This window comes from Neotabrizicola shimadae (genome assembly GCF_019623905.1).
GTDB lineage: Bacteria > Pseudomonadota > Alphaproteobacteria > Rhodobacterales > Rhodobacteraceae > Neotabrizicola > Neotabrizicola shimadae.
Genome location: NZ_CP069370.1, coordinates 981,243 through 995,209 on the forward strand (window position 1 = coordinate 981,243; position 13,967 = coordinate 995,209).

The following is a 13,967-nucleotide window of genomic DNA, read 5'->3' on the forward strand; positions in this document are numbered from 1 at the left end:
GCGTCAGGATTGACCGCGGTCAGGGCTGGTCGCAAGGTCCGCGCATGACAGAGCCTCTTCCCTTTGCCGCCCGCCTGACCCGTGCGCCGATCCCGTTCGATGAACAGGCGGGCACCGATGCGGCCCGCGCGTTCCTTGACCTTGGCACCGAATTGCAGCCGCTGATCGCCGGTGCGGCCGGTTGCAGTCCCTACCTCAACACCCTCTTGACGCGAGAGGGCGACTGGTTGCGCCATGCCCTGTCCGGCGCTCCCGAAACTGCGGCTGCTCAGGTTCTGGCCAGTCTGGCACCCCTGCCACCCGACCGGCTTGGCCCGGCGCTACGGCAGGCCAAGCGACGCATTGCCCTGCTGACGGCCCTTGCCGACCTGGGCGGCGTCTGGCCGCTGGAAGAGGTAACGGGTTGGCTGACCCGGCTGTCCGACCGGGCGGTGGACCTTTCGATGCAGGTGCTGGTGTCTGAAGAGATCCGTCGCGGCAAGCTGCCGGGGCAGGGGCCGGACGATGCAGCCACGGCTGCCGGGATGGTGAGCATCGCCATGGGCAAGACCGGGGCGGGCGAGCTGAACTATTCCTCCGACATCGACCTGATCTGCCTGTTCGACGATGCACGATATGGGGCCGAGGCCGTCGAGGCGCGGGCGGCGTTCATCCGGGTCACGCGGCGGATGACGGCGCTCTTGTCCGACCAGACGGGCGAGGGCTACGTCTTCCGCACCGATCTGCGGCTGCGCCCCGATGCCAGTGTGACCCCAGTCTGCCTGTCGATGTCGGCGGCCTATGCCTACTACGAGGCCGAGGGCCGCACGTGGGAACGCGCGGCCTATATCAAGGCCCGGCCCTGCGGCGGCGACATCGCGGCGGGCGAACGGTTCCTTGCGGCGCTGACGCCCTTCGTCTGGCGCAAGCATCTGGATTTCGCGGCCATCCAGGATGCCCATGACATGCGCCTGCGCATCCGTGAACATCGCCATCTGCATGGCCCGCTGAAGGTGGAAGGCCACAACATAAAGCTGGGGCAGGGCGGCATCCGCGAGATCGAGTTCTTCACCCAGACCCGCCAGCTGATTGCCGGCGGGCGCGACCCGAGCCTGCGCGACCGTACCACGGTGGGCGGCCTGGCTGCGCTGGCGGCGGCCGGTTGGGTGCCGGTGGATGTGGCGGATGATCTGACTGCGCTCTACCGGGCGCACCGCGAAGTCGAACACCGGCTGCAGATGGTGCAGGATGCCCGGACCCATGAGATGCCTTCGACGGCCGAGGGCGTGGCCCGCATCGCCGCCTTCTGCGGGCAGGACGAGACAGCGTTCCGCGCGGGGTTCCTGGATCGCCTCGCCCGCACCGACCGGCTGACCGAGGGCTTCTTCGCACCCTCCGAGGCCGAGGAAGGGCCGGAGCTTTCCGAAACCGCCCGTGCCATCGTACAGGGCTGGGGCAGCTATCCGGCGCTGCGGTCGGACCGGGCGCAGGGGATCTTCCGGCGTCTGCGTCCGGCCTTCCTCAAGCGGTTGTCGCGCGCGGCCAATCCGGACGAGGCACTGATGGCGCTGGACGGCTTCCTCAAGGGGCTGCCGGCTGGGGTGCAGGTCTTTTCTCTCTTCCAGGCGAACCCGGCGCTGATCGACCTGATCGTGGACATTGCCGGCACCGCGCCCGAACTGGCGGCCTATCTCTCGCGCAACTCTTCGGTGCTGGATGCGGTGATCGGGGGCAGCTTCTTTGCGCCCTGGCCTGGGAAGGCGGCGCTGGTGAAGGAACTGGCGGACAGGCTGGAGGCCGTGCCGGACTACGAAAGGAAGCTGGATGCGGCCCGGCGATGGATGAAGGAATGGCACTTCCGCGTCGGGGTCCATCACCTGCGCGGCCTGATCGACGGGTTCGAGTCGGCGAAGGAGTATGCCGATCTGGCCGAGGCGGTGATCGCCGGGCTTTGGCCCGTGGTGGGTGCCGACTTTGCCCGCAAGCATGGGCCCGCGCCGGGGCGGGGCGCAGTGGTTTTGGGCATGGGCTCGCTTGGCGCGGCGCGGTTGAACGCCGCCTCGGATCTGGACCTGATCGTGATCTATGACGCCGAAGGGGTGGAGCAGTCAGAGGGTCCCAGGCCGCTGGCCGCCCGGCCCTATTTCGCCCGTCTGACCCAGGCCTTCGTCACGGCACTGACTGCGCCCATGGCCGAGGGGCGGCTTTACGAGGTGGACATGAGGCTCAGGCCTTCGGGGCGGCAGGGGCCGGTGGCGACCTCGCTGGCCTCGTTCACCGCCTACCAGGAGACCGAGGCCTGGACCTGGGAGCATCTGGCGTTGACCCGGGCGCGGGTGCTGGCGGGGGAGGCCACTCTGGCGGCCGATGTCGAGGCGGTGCGGCGGAGGGTGATCCAGGCCAAGGGACAGGGCGCGGGGGTGCGGGCCGACGTGGCTGCGATGCGGGCACGGCTAGCCGAGGCCAAGCCCGCGAAGGGGGCCTGGGAGGCAAAGAACGGGCCGGGGCGGCTTCTGGATATCGAGCTTCTGGCCCAGATGGCGGCCCTTCAGTCGGGGTCGGCGGCGCGCGGGGTCGAGACGCAGCTGGCCTCTGGCGTGAAGGGCGCGATCCTGTCGGTTTCGGACCAGACGGCCTTGATGGAGGCCTACAGGCTTCTGTGGCAGCTGCAGGCCGGGGCGAGGCTGCTGACCGACCGGCCGCTGGAGCTGGAGCGGTTGGGCGAGGGCGGGCGGGCGTTCCTTCTGCGCGAGACGGGGGAGGCCGATGCGGCGGCCCTGTCGGCGCGGCTGGACCGGGCGGTCGCGGAGGCCGGGGCGGTGATCTCGGCCAGGGTCGGGGGCGAGGATGGGGAGACGGGCGATGAAGGTTGAAGAGGCGGACCCCAAGGGGCTGGTGCGGGAGGCCTATGCCATCGAGGGGATCACCCCCGGCGAGTGCCGGTCGATCCTTCTGGACTGGGCCCTGGGCCTGCCGGGCGGGACCAATATCCCCGATGCCCTGCGGGCCCTGCTGGCCCATTACGGGCCGGGGGCGGAGGAGCATCCGATGACCGGGGTCATGACCGAGGGCCTGACCCCACCCGACACCCCCCGCCGCCGAGGCGGCCGGGCCGCGAGGGTGGGGGCCTGAAGGCGTCCGAGCTCGGACGCTTGGCCTGATGATTTAGAATCAATGGGTTGCATGTGGGAATTAACTCGGCGTTAGGAATTTGCCTGCTGCGTTCCGGCTCGGCCCGCTCTGGCCGGGCGCTTGGGCGCCGGCACGATGGCATCCCCGCAGAGGCGGCCCTGGAAGGACAGGGGCAATCCGGTCAAGCCGCCCCGCAGGGCGACCCACGATGACAGCGGCCCCGGCAATGCCCGCGGCACGGCCGCTGCGTGGGGTGGCTTTGGTGGTGCTGGCGGTGCTGGCCTTCGCGCTGGCCGATGTGCTTACGAAGCTGCAGGCGGAGCGGCACCCGGTCACCGTGGTCATCGCCGTGCGCTATCTGGTGAACCTTGCGCTGCTGGTGGTTCTGCTGGCGCCGCGCCAGGGGCGGGCGTTGTGGCGGACCGACCGGACCCTTCTAGTCATGCTGCGCGCGCTCTGCCTTGCCTTTGCCTCGCTGACGATGGGCATCGCGTTGACGCTTATGCCGGTGGCCGAGACGGTTGCCATCATCTACCTCTCGCCTTTCCTGGTGATGCTTCTGGCGATCCCGCTCCTGGGCGAAAGAGTGCCATTGGCTGGCTGGCTCGGCGCCGCCGCCGGCTTTGCCGGAGTGCTGCTGATCGTGCGGCCGGGCGGGGGGCTTGCGCCATGGGGCGTGGTGATGGCGTTGGTCAACACGCTATTCGCCACCGCCTATCACCTGATGACCCGGCAGCTGTCGCGTACTGAAACGGTGCAGGCGATGCTGTTCCACGTCGCTCTGGTCGGCACTGTCGTCTTCTGTGTGCTGGCCCTGCCGGACCTGCCGGGCCTGGTATTGCCGCCCGGCGACCTTGCGATGATGGCGGCGCTCGGGGCGCTTGCGACTACCGGGCATTTCCTATTCACCTCAGCCTACCGCGAGGCGCCGGCCTCGCTTCTGGCGCCGGTGAACTACCTGCATCTCGTCTGGGCGGCGGGGCTGGGCTGGCTGGTCTTTGGCCATGTTCCGGATGCCGTCACGCTGGTCGGCATCGTGCTGGTGGCCGGCGCGGGCGTGGCGGTGGCGATCCGGACGGCGCGGGCAAGCTGAAGGGCGTTACCTCCGGCGCGGTCAGGCCCGCGCCGCGGCCTCCAGCGCCGCCATGTCGAGCTTGACCATGCCCATCATCGCCTGCGTCACCCGCCCGGCAACGGCGTCGTCGGTGGTCAGCATCAGGTCGATGAGCACGCGGGGAATGATCTGCCACGACACGCCGAAACGGTCGGTGAGCCAGCCGCAGCGCATGGGCTCGCCTCCGGCAAGCAGGGCGTCCCAGAGGCGGTCCACCTCGGCCTGGGTGTCTAGATGAACCTCGATCGAGGCGGCGGGGGTAAGCTTGTAATGGGGACCGCCGTTCAGGAAGGAGTAGCGCTGACCCAAGAGCTCGACATGGACGAGGAAGGTCTTGCCGGGATTGCCGCGCGCCGGGTAGCTGGCAACGATCCGGCTGTCGGGCAGGAGGGAGACATAGGTTTCGGCGGCGTCCTGGGCCTGGTGGTCGAACCACAGGCAGGTTTGCACGGTGGGAGACATGGCGCGGCCTCGTCCTGGTTAGTGTGGCGAGGATAGCGCAAGCGGGGGAAGGTGGGGGAGGATTCGTTGCGGGGCGGAACGGCTGTTCATGCCCTTGCCCCCCTCCCCTGACCCCTCCCCACAAGGGGGAGGGGAGGCGCGGGGCGCGGAGGCGTGTGGCTTCAGGCCTTGAGCGCGGCGGCCTCGGCGGCAAGCGCGGTGATCGCGGCCCAGTCGCCGCGGGCCATGGCGTCCTTGGGCGCGACCCAGCTTCCACCGACGCAGAGGATGTTGGAAAGCGACAGGTAATCCTTCGCATTTTTCAGCGAGATGCCGCCGGTGGGGCAGAATTTCGCCTGGGGGATGGGCGAGCCGATGGATTTGAGGAAGGCCGAGCCGCCGGATTGTTCGGCGGGGAAGAACTTCATCGCGGTGTAACCGGCTTCGAGAAGTGACATGATCTCGGACGCCGTGGCCGCGCCAGCGAGGAGCGGCAGGTCATGTTCGCAGCAGGCGTCGATCAGGCGCTGCGTGGCGCCGGGCGAGACGCCGAAGGTGGCGCCGGCGGCCTTGGCGGCCTTGACGTCGGCGGGGGTGAGGAGGGTGCCGGCACCGACGGCGCCGCCTTCGACTTCGGCCATGGCGCGGATGCAGTCGAGCGCCACGGGTGTGCGGAGCGTGACTTCCAGCGCGGGCAGGCCGCCTGCGACCAGCGCCTGAGCGAGGGGTCGCGCATGGGCCACGTCATCCAGCACCAGAACCGGGACGACCGGGGCGAGGCGGCAGATGCGCATGGCTTCGAGGGATTGCTGGGCGGGGGTCATGTGATTTTCCTTTGCGGGTGCCCCCCTCCCCTGACCCCTCCCCACGAGGGTGAGGGGAAGCGCCGGAGGGAGGCGCGTTTCTCAGACCACCAGCGCGCCGCCAGTGGTGGCGGGGCCGGCGTAGCGGCGGAAGACCTCGAACAACTCGCGGCCAAGCCCATGGCCATTGGCCGAGAGGTCGGCGGTGACGGCGGGGCGGTGATCGAAATCCTCGGCGAAGACGGTCAGCGTGCCGGCATCGGCATCGAGCCGGATGAGGTCGCCGTCGCGCAAGCGTGCCAGCGGGCCGCCGCAGGCAGCTTCGGGCGAGACATGGATGGCGGCGGGCACCTTGCCGGAGGCGCCGGACATGCGCCCATCGGTGACGAGGGCCACCTTGAGCCCGCGGTCCTGCAGGACGCTGAGCGTGGGGGTGAGGGAGTGCAGTTCCGGCATCCCGTTGGCTTGCGGCCCCTGGAAGCGGACGACGACGATGCAGTCCGAGGTGAACTCTCCCGCCCTGAAGGCGCGCTTTACCGCCTCCTGGTCGTGGAAGATGCGGGCGGGGGCTTCGATCACATGGCGTTCGGGGGCGACGGCCGAGACCTTGATGACGCCGGTGCCGAGGTTGCCGGCCAGGCGCTTGAGCCCGCCGATGGGCTGGAACGGTTCGGTCGCGGGGCGGAGGATCTTGTCGTTGAGCGTGGTGGCGGGGCCGGGTTCCCAGGCGAGCTTGCCCGCCTTGAGCTTCGGTTCCTGCCGGTAGAGCGTGAGGCCGTCGCCCGCGACGGTGCGGGCGTCGTCGTGCAGGAGGCCCGCGTCGAGAAGCTGGCCGATCATGTATTGCAGGCCGCCCGCGGCGTGGAAGTGGTTCACGTCGGCGAGGCCGTTGGGATAGACCTTGGCCATCAGCGGCACGACGTTGGAGATTTCGGCGAAGTCTTCGAGGTCGAGGTGGATGCCGGCGGCGCGGGCCATGGCGGGCAGGTGCAGCACGAGATTGGTGGAGCCACCCGTCGCCATGAGGCCCACGATGCCGTTGACGAAGGCGCGTTCGTCGAGGATCTCGCCCGCCGGGCGGTAATCGTTGCCAAGCGCGGTGATGGCGGCGGCGCGGTCAACCGCGGCGGTGGTCAGCGCCTCGCGCAAGGGCGTGTTCGGGTTGACGAAGCTGGCGCCGGGCAGGTGGAGTCCCATGAACTCCATCAGCATCTGGTTGGTGTTGGCGGTGCCGTAGAAGGTGCAGGTGCCGGGGCCGTGGTAGCTGGCCATTTCGGCGGCCATCAGCTCCTCGCGGCTGGCCTTGCCTTCGGCATAGGCATTGCGGACGCGGGATTTCTCGTCGTTGGGGATGCCCGAGGTCATGGGGCCCGCGGGGACGAAAACTGCGGGGATGTGCGAGAAGGTGGCGGCGGCCATGACGAGGCCGGGCACAATCTTGTCGCAGACGCCGAGGTAGAGCGAGGAGTCGAAGGTGTTGTGGCTGAGGGCCACGCCTGCGGCGAGCGCGATCACGTCGCGGGAGAAGAGCGAGAGCTCCATGCCCGCCTGGCCCTGCGTGACGCCGTCGCACATCGCGGGAACGCCGCCGGCGACCTGGGCCGTGGCACCGGCCTTGCGGGCGGCTTCGCGGATGATCCTGGGGTAGTCCTCGTAGGGCTGGTGGGCGGAGAGCATGTCATTGTAGGCGGTGACGATGCCGATGTTGGGCAGCCGGGCCTGGGCGAGGGTGTCCTTGTCCTGGCCCATCGCGGCGTAGGCATGGGCCTGGTTGCCGCAGCTGAGATGTGCGCGGGCGGGGCCGGAGCGGGCGGCGGCGGCCATGCGGTCGAGGTAGAGGCCGCGGCTGGCTTCGGAACGGGCGCGGATGCGGGCGGTGACACGGGCGATGGTGGCGTTCAGGGCCATGATGGCGGGCTCCCCTTGATCGGGTGGCAGTATAGCAGGCATTGTTAGCGCTAACAACTGGCCTTGCCGGTTAAGACTGATCGCGCTTTCCGGGTGGGGCGGCAAGGGCGGCTGAGCAGTTTCACGGGCGCAACCGGGCCACTGGTGCCCAAGCGTACACAATAGGGGCCGAGGTGGGCAGGATTCCTCTGATTTGCTGCCAGTCTGGCGAAATCATGCCACATTTTGACGGCATTTGTCGTTGGAACGCACATAAAGCGGCCGGATGGCGGCATCCGCGGCGAGGAGAGACTGACATGATCGCGACGAAGACGGTCCTTGGTACAGGTCTTGCCCTTGGGCTTCTGGCGCTGACCTCGGCCTGCGCGCCGACCGGCGTGGCGAGCCGGCTTGATTCCGATGTGACGACGCTGTCCACCGCGACAGAGGGGCGCCCGGTCGCCGCCGTCTATGACGTGCAGCGCGTGGATATCGTGGTGCCGCAGAACCTGAGGGTCTCGGAGGCGAACAAGTACTACCCGGTCGCCGACATCGTCTGGCGGGGCGAGCCGCGGGGGGATCGTTTCGCGCAGGTCGAGGCGATCTGGAGGGAAGCGGCCGACCGAGCGACGTCCGGCATGGGACAGGGTGTGCCCGTGGTGGTGACGGTGGAGGTGACGCGCTTCCATTGCCTGACGGAAAAGACCCGCTACAGCGTGGGGGGCACGCATTCGCTGCACTTCCTGCTGACGGTGACCAATGCCGCGACGGGCGAGGCGATCGACGGGCCGCGCCGTGTGGTGGCCGATGTGAAGGCTTCGGGCGGGCAGAAGGCCATCGAGGAAGAAGCGCGCGGGCTGACGCAGCGCGTGGTGGTGGTGAACCGGCTGAGCGAAGTGCTGCAGCGCGAACTGGCAGCGCCGGTGGCGGTGCCGATGGCGGTTGTGGAGACGACGCGGGCGGACAGCGACCTGCGCTTGACCGTGGCGCCGGTGAACTGAGCGCGGGCCAGCGGGTCTGGACTGCGCGGGCTTTCGCGCGGACGGATGAGCGGATAAAGGGAGGGCATGGAGCCCTCCCTTTCCCAATCCGACGAAGCGCCGCGCGGCCGGCCCGTGGTGCGCCTGCGGCCCAAGGCCGAGGCGCGTGCGATCCGCCACGGCTTTCCCTGGGTCTATGCTGACGAGCTGGTGCTGGACCGGCGCACGCAGGGCCTGATGCCCGGTGCGCTGGCGGTGCTGGAGGATGCCGAGCGGCGGCCTCTGGCGCTGGTGACGGTGAATCCGGCGTCGAAGATCGTGGCGCGGGTTCTGGACCGCGATCCGGCGGCCGAAGTGGACGAGGCCTGGCTCGCGGCGCGGCTTTCGCGCGCGCTGGCCCTGCGCGAACGCCTGTTCGATGAGCCGTTCTATCGGCTGGTCCATGCCGAGGCCGATGGCCTGCCGGGGGTGATCATCGACCGGTTCGGCGGGGCGGCGGTGATCCAGCCCAATGCGGCCTGGGCGGAGATGCATCTTGAGGCGCTGGCGGCAGCGCTGCGTGCCGTGACGGGCGTAACGACGATCATCAAGAACGGATCGGGGCGGGCGCGGGGGCTGGAGGGGCTGGCTGAGGAAACCACTGTCCTGTCGGGCGGGGTGGCAGGGCCGGTGCCGGTGCCGATGAACGGCGCGATCTACATGGCTGACCTGACAGGCGGGCAGAAGACCGGCCTGTTCTATGACCAGCGGCCGAACCATGCCTTTGCCGCACGGCTGGCGCGCGGCGCGCGGGTGCTGGACGTGTTTTCCCATGTCGGCGGCTTTGCCCTGGCGGCGCTGGCCGGGGGCGCGGACCATGCGCTGGCGGTGGATGCCAGCGCGGCGGCACTTGATCTGGCGGGACAGGGCGCGGCGAAGATGGGTATGGCGGACCGCTTTGCCACACGGCAGGGCGATGCCTTTGCCGCGCTGGAGGCCTTGGGGGCCGAAGGGGCGCGGTTTGATCTGGTGGTCTGCGATCCGCCGGCCTTTGCGCCATCGAAGCAGGCGCTGGAGGCGGGCTTGCGCGCCTATGAGCGGGTGGCGCGGCTCGCGGCTCCGCTGGTCGCACCGGGCGGATACCTTGTCTTGTGTTCGTGTTCCCATGCGGCCGACCTGTCGGCCTTTCGCAATGCCTGCGCGCGCGGCATCGGGCGGGGCGGGCGGCGGGCGCAACTGATCCACACCGGCTTTGCCGGCTCGGATCATCCGATGCTGCCGCAGCTTGCGGAAAGCGCCTATCTGAAATCGTTGTTCTTTCGGCTGGACGGGTGAGCGCGCCGCTGACCTCGGGCCCGCCCAAGGCGGTGCTTGACGCCTGCGTGCTGTTTCCAACCGTGCTGCGCGAGATCCTTCTGGGTGTGGCGGCGGCGGGGCTGTACCGGCCGCTGTGGTCGGCGCGTATCCTGGAGGAATGGGCGCGGGCCACTGTGAAGCTGGGACCGGGGGCCGAGGTGGTGGCTCGGGGCGAGATTGCCGTGATGCGCGCGGACTGGCCTCAGGCGCTGGCCGAGCCGGGGCCGGGGGTGGAGGCGCGGCTGTGGCTGCCGGACCCGGCGGATGCGCATGTGCTGGCGCTGGCGGTTTCGGCCCATGCCGATGGCATCGTGACCTTCAACGCGGCGGACTTCCCGCGCGGGCTCTTGGCCGAAGAGGGCGTGGCGCGTTGGGACCCCGACAACTTCCTGCGCGATCTCTGGGCGCGCTCGCCCGCGGCGGTGTCTGCGGCGGTGGAGGCGGTTCGGGCCAAGGCCGAGCGGATTTCGGGGCGGGAGCAGCCCATGAAGGCGCTGTTGAAGCGCGCGAAGCTGCCGCGGCTGGCGAAGGCGCTGGCGGGCTGAGCGGCCTCAGACCCGAGGCTTTTTCCAGCGGCGGTGGGTCCAGAGCCATTGGTCCGGGTGCAGGCGCACCTGGGCGGCCAGACTGTCGTTCAGGGCCTGGGTCATCGCCTCGGGCGTGCCCGAAGGGATCGGGGCTTCGAAGACCAGGTCGAAGTCCAGCCCGTTGGGCTGGCGGATGCCATAGGTCGGCACCACGAGCGCGTCGTAACGCAGCGCCATTTCCGCGGCAGAAAGCGCGGTGAGCGCCGGGTGCCCCATGAAATCCAGCTCGACCCCGGCGCGCATGTACTGGTCGATCACGATGCCCAGCATGCCCCCCGAGCGCAGGAAGCGCACCATGTCGGACAACCCGTGCCGGCCACGCGGGAAAAGCGGCTTGCCGATGCGGCTGATCGCTTCGACGTAATGGTCATTGAAATAGCGGTTGTTCATAGGGCGGTAGAGCCCGCCGACCTTGAAGCCGCGCGCCAGCAGGGCGGCGCGGACGGCGTCGTAGTTGCCGATATGGCCGGTGACGAGAAGCACGGGCCGGCCTTCGGCATGGGCCGCGTCCAGAGCGGGGAGGCCTTCGCCGGTCACGGTGGCGCGCGCGGCGCGGGCCGCGAATTCGGGACCGGAGTAGAGCTCGATCAGGGTTCGGCCCAGGTTCTCGGGCACCTTGCGCTGCATCCGGCGCACCTCGGACTCGGGCAGGTCGGGCATGATGAGTGCGAGGTTGTGGCGGATGCGGCGGCGGTATCCGGCGATGGGTGCCAGGACATGCGCCGCAAGCCAGCCGGCCAGCACGACCCGGCGGTCATAGGGCACGCGCATGAGCAGCCAGAGCAGCGCGCGGATCATGCGATCCGACACCCAATCGACCGCAAGCTGCAGCGACGAGTCCCGCTTGGCCATTCCCACCCGCCCGGAGTTCCCGATTCGCGGGGCTTATAGCAGAGGGCCGCACCCCCACAAGGCGCAGCCGGAACCAAGCCCACGGGTGACAGGCGGGCGGTTGCCGTGGCACAAGGACCGTAACGGTTGTGGAGGTTGCCCATGGTTCCGATTCCTCGTTGCGCCGACAGTCTGTCCGGGGCGCGGGCGGAATGAGCGAGCGCCGCAGCCTGTATCCGCCGATCGAGCCTTTTCGCACCGGGCGGCTGCGCGTGTCGGACCTGCACGAGATTGCCTGGGCGGAAAGCGGGAACCCTGCCGGCAAGCCGGTGGTGGTGCTGCATGGCGGGCCGGGCGGGGGATCATCGCCCTTCCTGCGGCAGGGGCACGATCCGGCGCGCTATCGCGTGGTGACCTTCGACCAGCGGGGCTGCGGGCTGTCGACGCCCCATGCCGAGCTGGAGGGCAACACGACCTGGGACCTGGTGGCCGATATCGAGCGACTGCGGGAGCACCTGGGGATTGACCGCTGGCAGGTGGTGGGCGGGTCCTGGGGATCGACCCTGGCGCTGGCCTATGCGGTGACGCACGCCGAGCGGGTGACCGAGATGGTGCTGCGCGGGCTGTTCACCATCCGCAAGGCCGAGATCGACTGGTTCTACCAGCACGGCGCCAGCATGATCTTTCCCGACCGCTGGCAGGAGTACATCGCGCCGATCCCCGAGGCCGAGCGGGGCGACCTGGTGGCGGCCTTCTACCGGCGGCTGACGGGGAACGACCCCGAGGTGCGGCGTGCCGCGGCCCGTGCCTGGAGCGTGTGGGAGGGGGCGACGCTGTCGCTTCTGCCGGTGCCCGAGCGCGAGGCGGCCTTCGGCGAGGACGAGTTCGCCGATGCCATGGCGCGAATCGAATGCCATTACTTCGTGAACCGTGGCTTCTTTCCGCGCGATGGCTGGCTGATTGACGAGGCTCGCAAGCTTTCGCACCTGCCGGTCACGATGATTCACGGCCGGTATGACGTAGTGACACCTCTGGACACCGCGCTGCTTTTGAAGCAGGCGATGCCCGATGCCCAACTTTTGATCATACCTGATGCCGGGCACTGGGGGATGGAACCCGGCATCCAGGATGCGATGGTGCGCACGACCGATGCCTATGCGGGCCTGGGCTGAGGCCCGGTCCAACGCCGCCTCGGGCGGGACAAAGAATCACGGCCCTGCCGAGGATGCGGGGCGGAACCAAGGGAGACGATCCATGACCCTGAGCTTCAAGTCGCTGCTTCTGTGCAGCGCGCTGGTGCTGGCCGGCACGCAGGCCTTTGCCGCCGGCACGCTGAACCGCGGCAACACCGGCGATCCGGAATCGCTGGACCCGCACAAGACCTCGACGGTGCAGGAAGCCAACATCCTGCGCGATCTGTTCGAGGGCCTGGTGGCGCATGACGCCAATGCCAACATCATGCCGGGGGCCGCGGAAAGCTGGACCGTTTCGGAAGACGGCAAGGTCTATACCTTCAAGCTGCGCGCCGATGGCAAATGGTCGGACGGCACCCCGGTTACCGCCGATGACTTCGTGTTTTCGCTGCGCCGCGTGGTCTCGCCCGAGACCGCCGCAGAATATGCCTACATGCTGGCCCCGATCGTGAACGCCGAGGCGATCACCGCGGGCGAGAAGAAGCCCGAAGAGCTGGGCGTGAAGGCCATCGACGCCACCACGCTGGAAGTCACGCTGAATGCGGTGACGCCCTATTTCCTGGAAATGCTGACGCACCAGGCGACCTATGCCGTGTCGAAGGCCAATGTCGAAAAGTTCGGCGCGGACTTCACCAAGCCGGGCAACCTGGTCTCGAATGGCGCGTTCACGCTGACCTCGTTCGTGCCGAACGACAAGATCGTGCTGACGAAGAACCCGCTGTTCCATGATGCGGCGAATGTCAGCCTGGATGCGATCAACTACATCCCGACCGAGGACCGGTCCGCCGCCATCAAGCGCTTCGAGGCGGGCGAGCTGGACATGAACGACGACTTCCCCACCGAACAGCTGACCGACATGAAGGCCAAGTTCGGCGACCAGGTGAAGATCGGCCCGTACCTGGGCACCTACTACTACGCCTTCAAGACCGACAAGGCGCCGTGGGACAACGTTGAACTGCGCAACGCCATTTCGATGGCGATCGACCGCGACTACCTGGCCGAGGAAGTCTGGCAGAACACCATGCTGCCCGGCTATTCCTTCGTGCCGCCGGGCATCGACGGCTTCACCGCGCAGGCTCCGGAATGGGCCGCCCTGCCGCAGATCGACCGCGAGGACAAGGCGGCCGAGGTTCTGGCCAAGCTGGGCTATGGCCCGGACAATCCGCTGAAGATGGAAATCCGCTTCAACACCTCGGAAAACCATAACAACACCGCCGTGGCGATCCAGGAGCAGCTGAAGCCCCTGGGGATCGAGGTTTCGCTTCTGAACACCGACGCCTCGACCCATTACGCCTATCTGGAACAGCATGGCGACATGGACATCGCGCGGGCCGGCTGGATTGCCGACTACAAGGACCCGGAGAATTTCCTGGCCCTGTGCAAGACCGGCGCGGGCAACAACTATGCCGTCTATTCCAATGCTGAATATGACGCGCTTCTGGCCGAGGCTGCCGGCACCGCCGACCAGGCCGCGCGCTTCCGTCTGCTGGAACAGGCCGAAGCCATCGGCGTGGCCCGTGACCAGTGCATCGTGCCGCTGATGTTCTACAGCTTCCATTCCATCGTGTCCGACAAGGTCAAGGGCTGGGAGCCGAACGTGATGGACATCCACCCGACCCGCTTCATGTCCAAGGACTGATGCGCGTCTGACCTTCGGCCGCCTCTGACCCGGCAGGGCAGGGGCG

General features: G+C 68.6%; 12 protein-coding genes. 8 read left to right on the forward strand and 4 right to left on the reverse strand.

Features of this window, described 5'->3' with window-relative positions; translation table 11 throughout:
• Positions 1 to 44 precede the first annotated feature (44 nt).
• From JO391_RS04610 to JO391_RS04620, 3 genes are all read left to right on the forward strand, one after another.
• Positions 45 to 2,852 carry a [protein-PII] uridylyltransferase family protein gene (locus JO391_RS04610; RefSeq protein WP_220663019.1) on the forward strand — a complete coding sequence of 936 codons (2,808 nt, stop codon included), beginning with the start codon at positions 45 to 47 and terminating at the stop codon, positions 2,850 to 2,852.
• Entirely contained in the window at positions 2,842 to 3,111 is a 270-nt protein-coding gene (locus JO391_RS04615; RefSeq protein WP_220663020.1) for a hypothetical protein, read from the forward strand. The genes JO391_RS04610 and JO391_RS04615 overlap by 11 nt, the downstream gene beginning before the upstream one ends.
• A 208-nt stretch (positions 3,112 to 3,319) precedes the next feature.
• A complete protein-coding gene (locus JO391_RS04620; RefSeq protein WP_220663021.1) occupies positions 3,320 to 4,204 on the forward strand; it encodes a DMT family transporter in 885 nt (294 codons plus the stop codon).
• Positions 4,205 to 4,225: 21 nt separating this feature from the next.
• Here JO391_RS04620 and JO391_RS04625 read toward each other — a convergent pair whose 3' ends face one another.
• The 3 genes from JO391_RS04625 to edd all read right to left on the reverse strand — a co-directional run bounded on the left by JO391_RS04625 (position 4,226) and on the right by edd (position 7,377).
• Complete coding sequence (locus tag JO391_RS04625) at positions 4,226 to 4,687, reverse strand: VOC family protein (RefSeq protein ID WP_220663022.1); 462 nt, start codon at positions 4,685 to 4,687, stop codon at positions 4,226 to 4,228.
• Positions 4,688 to 4,848: 161 nt separating this feature from the next.
• Positions 4,849 to 5,490 carry a bifunctional 4-hydroxy-2-oxoglutarate aldolase/2-dehydro-3-deoxy-phosphogluconate aldolase gene (gene eda / locus JO391_RS04630; protein WP_220663023.1) on the reverse strand — a complete coding sequence of 214 codons (642 nt, stop codon included), beginning with the start codon at positions 5,488 to 5,490 and terminating at the stop codon, positions 4,849 to 4,851.
• A gap of 81 nt (positions 5,491 to 5,571) precedes the next feature.
• On the reverse strand, positions 5,572 to 7,377 hold the full coding sequence (gene edd / locus JO391_RS04635; protein ID WP_220663024.1) for a phosphogluconate dehydratase: 1,806 nt from the start codon (positions 7,375 to 7,377) through the stop codon (positions 5,572 to 5,574).
• A 296-nt stretch (positions 7,378 to 7,673) separates the two neighbouring features.
• Here edd and JO391_RS04640 point away from each other — a divergent pair, with 296 nt between their 5' ends.
• The 3 genes from JO391_RS04640 (at position 7,674) to JO391_RS04650 (ending at position 10,216) form a co-directional block, all read left to right on the forward strand.
• Positions 7,674 to 8,357, forward strand: coding sequence for a DUF6778 family protein (locus JO391_RS04640; protein ID WP_220663025.1), 684 nt, complete (start codon positions 7,674 to 7,676; stop codon positions 8,355 to 8,357).
• A gap of 66 nt (positions 8,358 to 8,423) precedes the next feature.
• Positions 8,424 to 9,650: an RSP_2647 family RNA methyltransferase gene (locus tag JO391_RS04645; protein WP_220663026.1), complete on the forward strand. Its 1,227-nt coding sequence runs from the start codon at positions 8,424 to 8,426 to the stop codon at positions 9,648 to 9,650.
• Positions 9,647 to 10,216 carry an RSP_2648 family PIN domain-containing protein gene (locus tag JO391_RS04650; protein WP_259444824.1) on the forward strand — a complete coding sequence of 190 codons (570 nt, stop codon included), beginning with the start codon at positions 9,647 to 9,649 and terminating at the stop codon, positions 10,214 to 10,216. Before JO391_RS04645 ends, JO391_RS04650 begins: the two co-directional genes overlap by 4 nt.
• 6 nt (positions 10,217 to 10,222) lie before the next feature.
• Here the strand turns inward: JO391_RS04650 and JO391_RS04655 are convergent, their stop codons facing one another.
• A complete protein-coding gene (locus JO391_RS04655; RefSeq protein WP_220663027.1) occupies positions 10,223 to 11,110 on the reverse strand; it encodes a lysophospholipid acyltransferase family protein in 888 nt (295 codons plus the stop codon).
• Positions 11,111 to 11,301: 191 nt separating this feature from the next.
• On the opposite strand from JO391_RS04655, the gene pip reads away from it, so the two are divergent.
• On the forward strand, positions 11,302 to 12,261 hold the full coding sequence (pip, locus tag JO391_RS04660) for a prolyl aminopeptidase (RefSeq protein WP_220663028.1): 960 nt from the start codon (positions 11,302 to 11,304) through the stop codon (positions 12,259 to 12,261).
• A gap of 82 nt (positions 12,262 to 12,343) precedes the next feature.
• Entirely contained in the window at positions 12,344 to 13,921 is a 1,578-nt protein-coding gene (locus tag JO391_RS04665; protein ID WP_220663029.1) for a peptide ABC transporter substrate-binding protein, read from the forward strand.
• Positions 13,922 to 13,967 lie beyond the last annotated feature (46 nt).

Excerpts from the sequence above, each read along its gene's own strand:
- JO391_RS04610 (WP_220663019.1), top strand. The coding sequence starts at position 45 with ATGACAGAGCCTCTTCCCTTTGCCGCCCGCCTGACCCGTGCGCCGATC.
- JO391_RS04615 (WP_220663020.1), top strand. The coding sequence starts at position 2,842 with ATGAAGGTTGAAGAGGCGGACCCCAAGGGGCTGGTGCGGGAGGCCTAT.
- JO391_RS04620 (WP_220663021.1), top strand. The coding sequence starts at position 3,320 with ATGACAGCGGCCCCGGCAATGCCCGCGGCACGGCCGCTGCGTGGGGTG.
- JO391_RS04625 (WP_220663022.1), bottom strand. The coding sequence starts at position 4,687 with ATGTCTCCCACCGTGCAAACCTGCCTGTGGTTCGACCACCAGGCCCAG.
- eda (WP_220663023.1), bottom strand. The coding sequence starts at position 5,490 with ATGACCCCCGCCCAGCAATCCCTCGAAGCCATGCGCATCTGCCGCCTC.
- edd (WP_220663024.1), bottom strand. The coding sequence starts at position 7,377 with ATGGCCCTGAACGCCACCATCGCCCGTGTCACCGCCCGCATCCGCGCC.
- JO391_RS04640 (WP_220663025.1), top strand. The coding sequence starts at position 7,674 with ATGATCGCGACGAAGACGGTCCTTGGTACAGGTCTTGCCCTTGGGCTT.
- JO391_RS04645 (WP_220663026.1), top strand. The coding sequence starts at position 8,424 with ATGGAGCCCTCCCTTTCCCAATCCGACGAAGCGCCGCGCGGCCGGCCC.
- JO391_RS04655 (WP_220663027.1), bottom strand. The coding sequence starts at position 11,110 with ATGGCCAAGCGGGACTCGTCGCTGCAGCTTGCGGTCGATTGGGTGTCG.
- pip (WP_220663028.1), top strand. The coding sequence starts at position 11,302 with ATGAGCGAGCGCCGCAGCCTGTATCCGCCGATCGAGCCTTTTCGCACC.
- JO391_RS04665 (WP_220663029.1), top strand. The coding sequence starts at position 12,344 with ATGACCCTGAGCTTCAAGTCGCTGCTTCTGTGCAGCGCGCTGGTGCTG.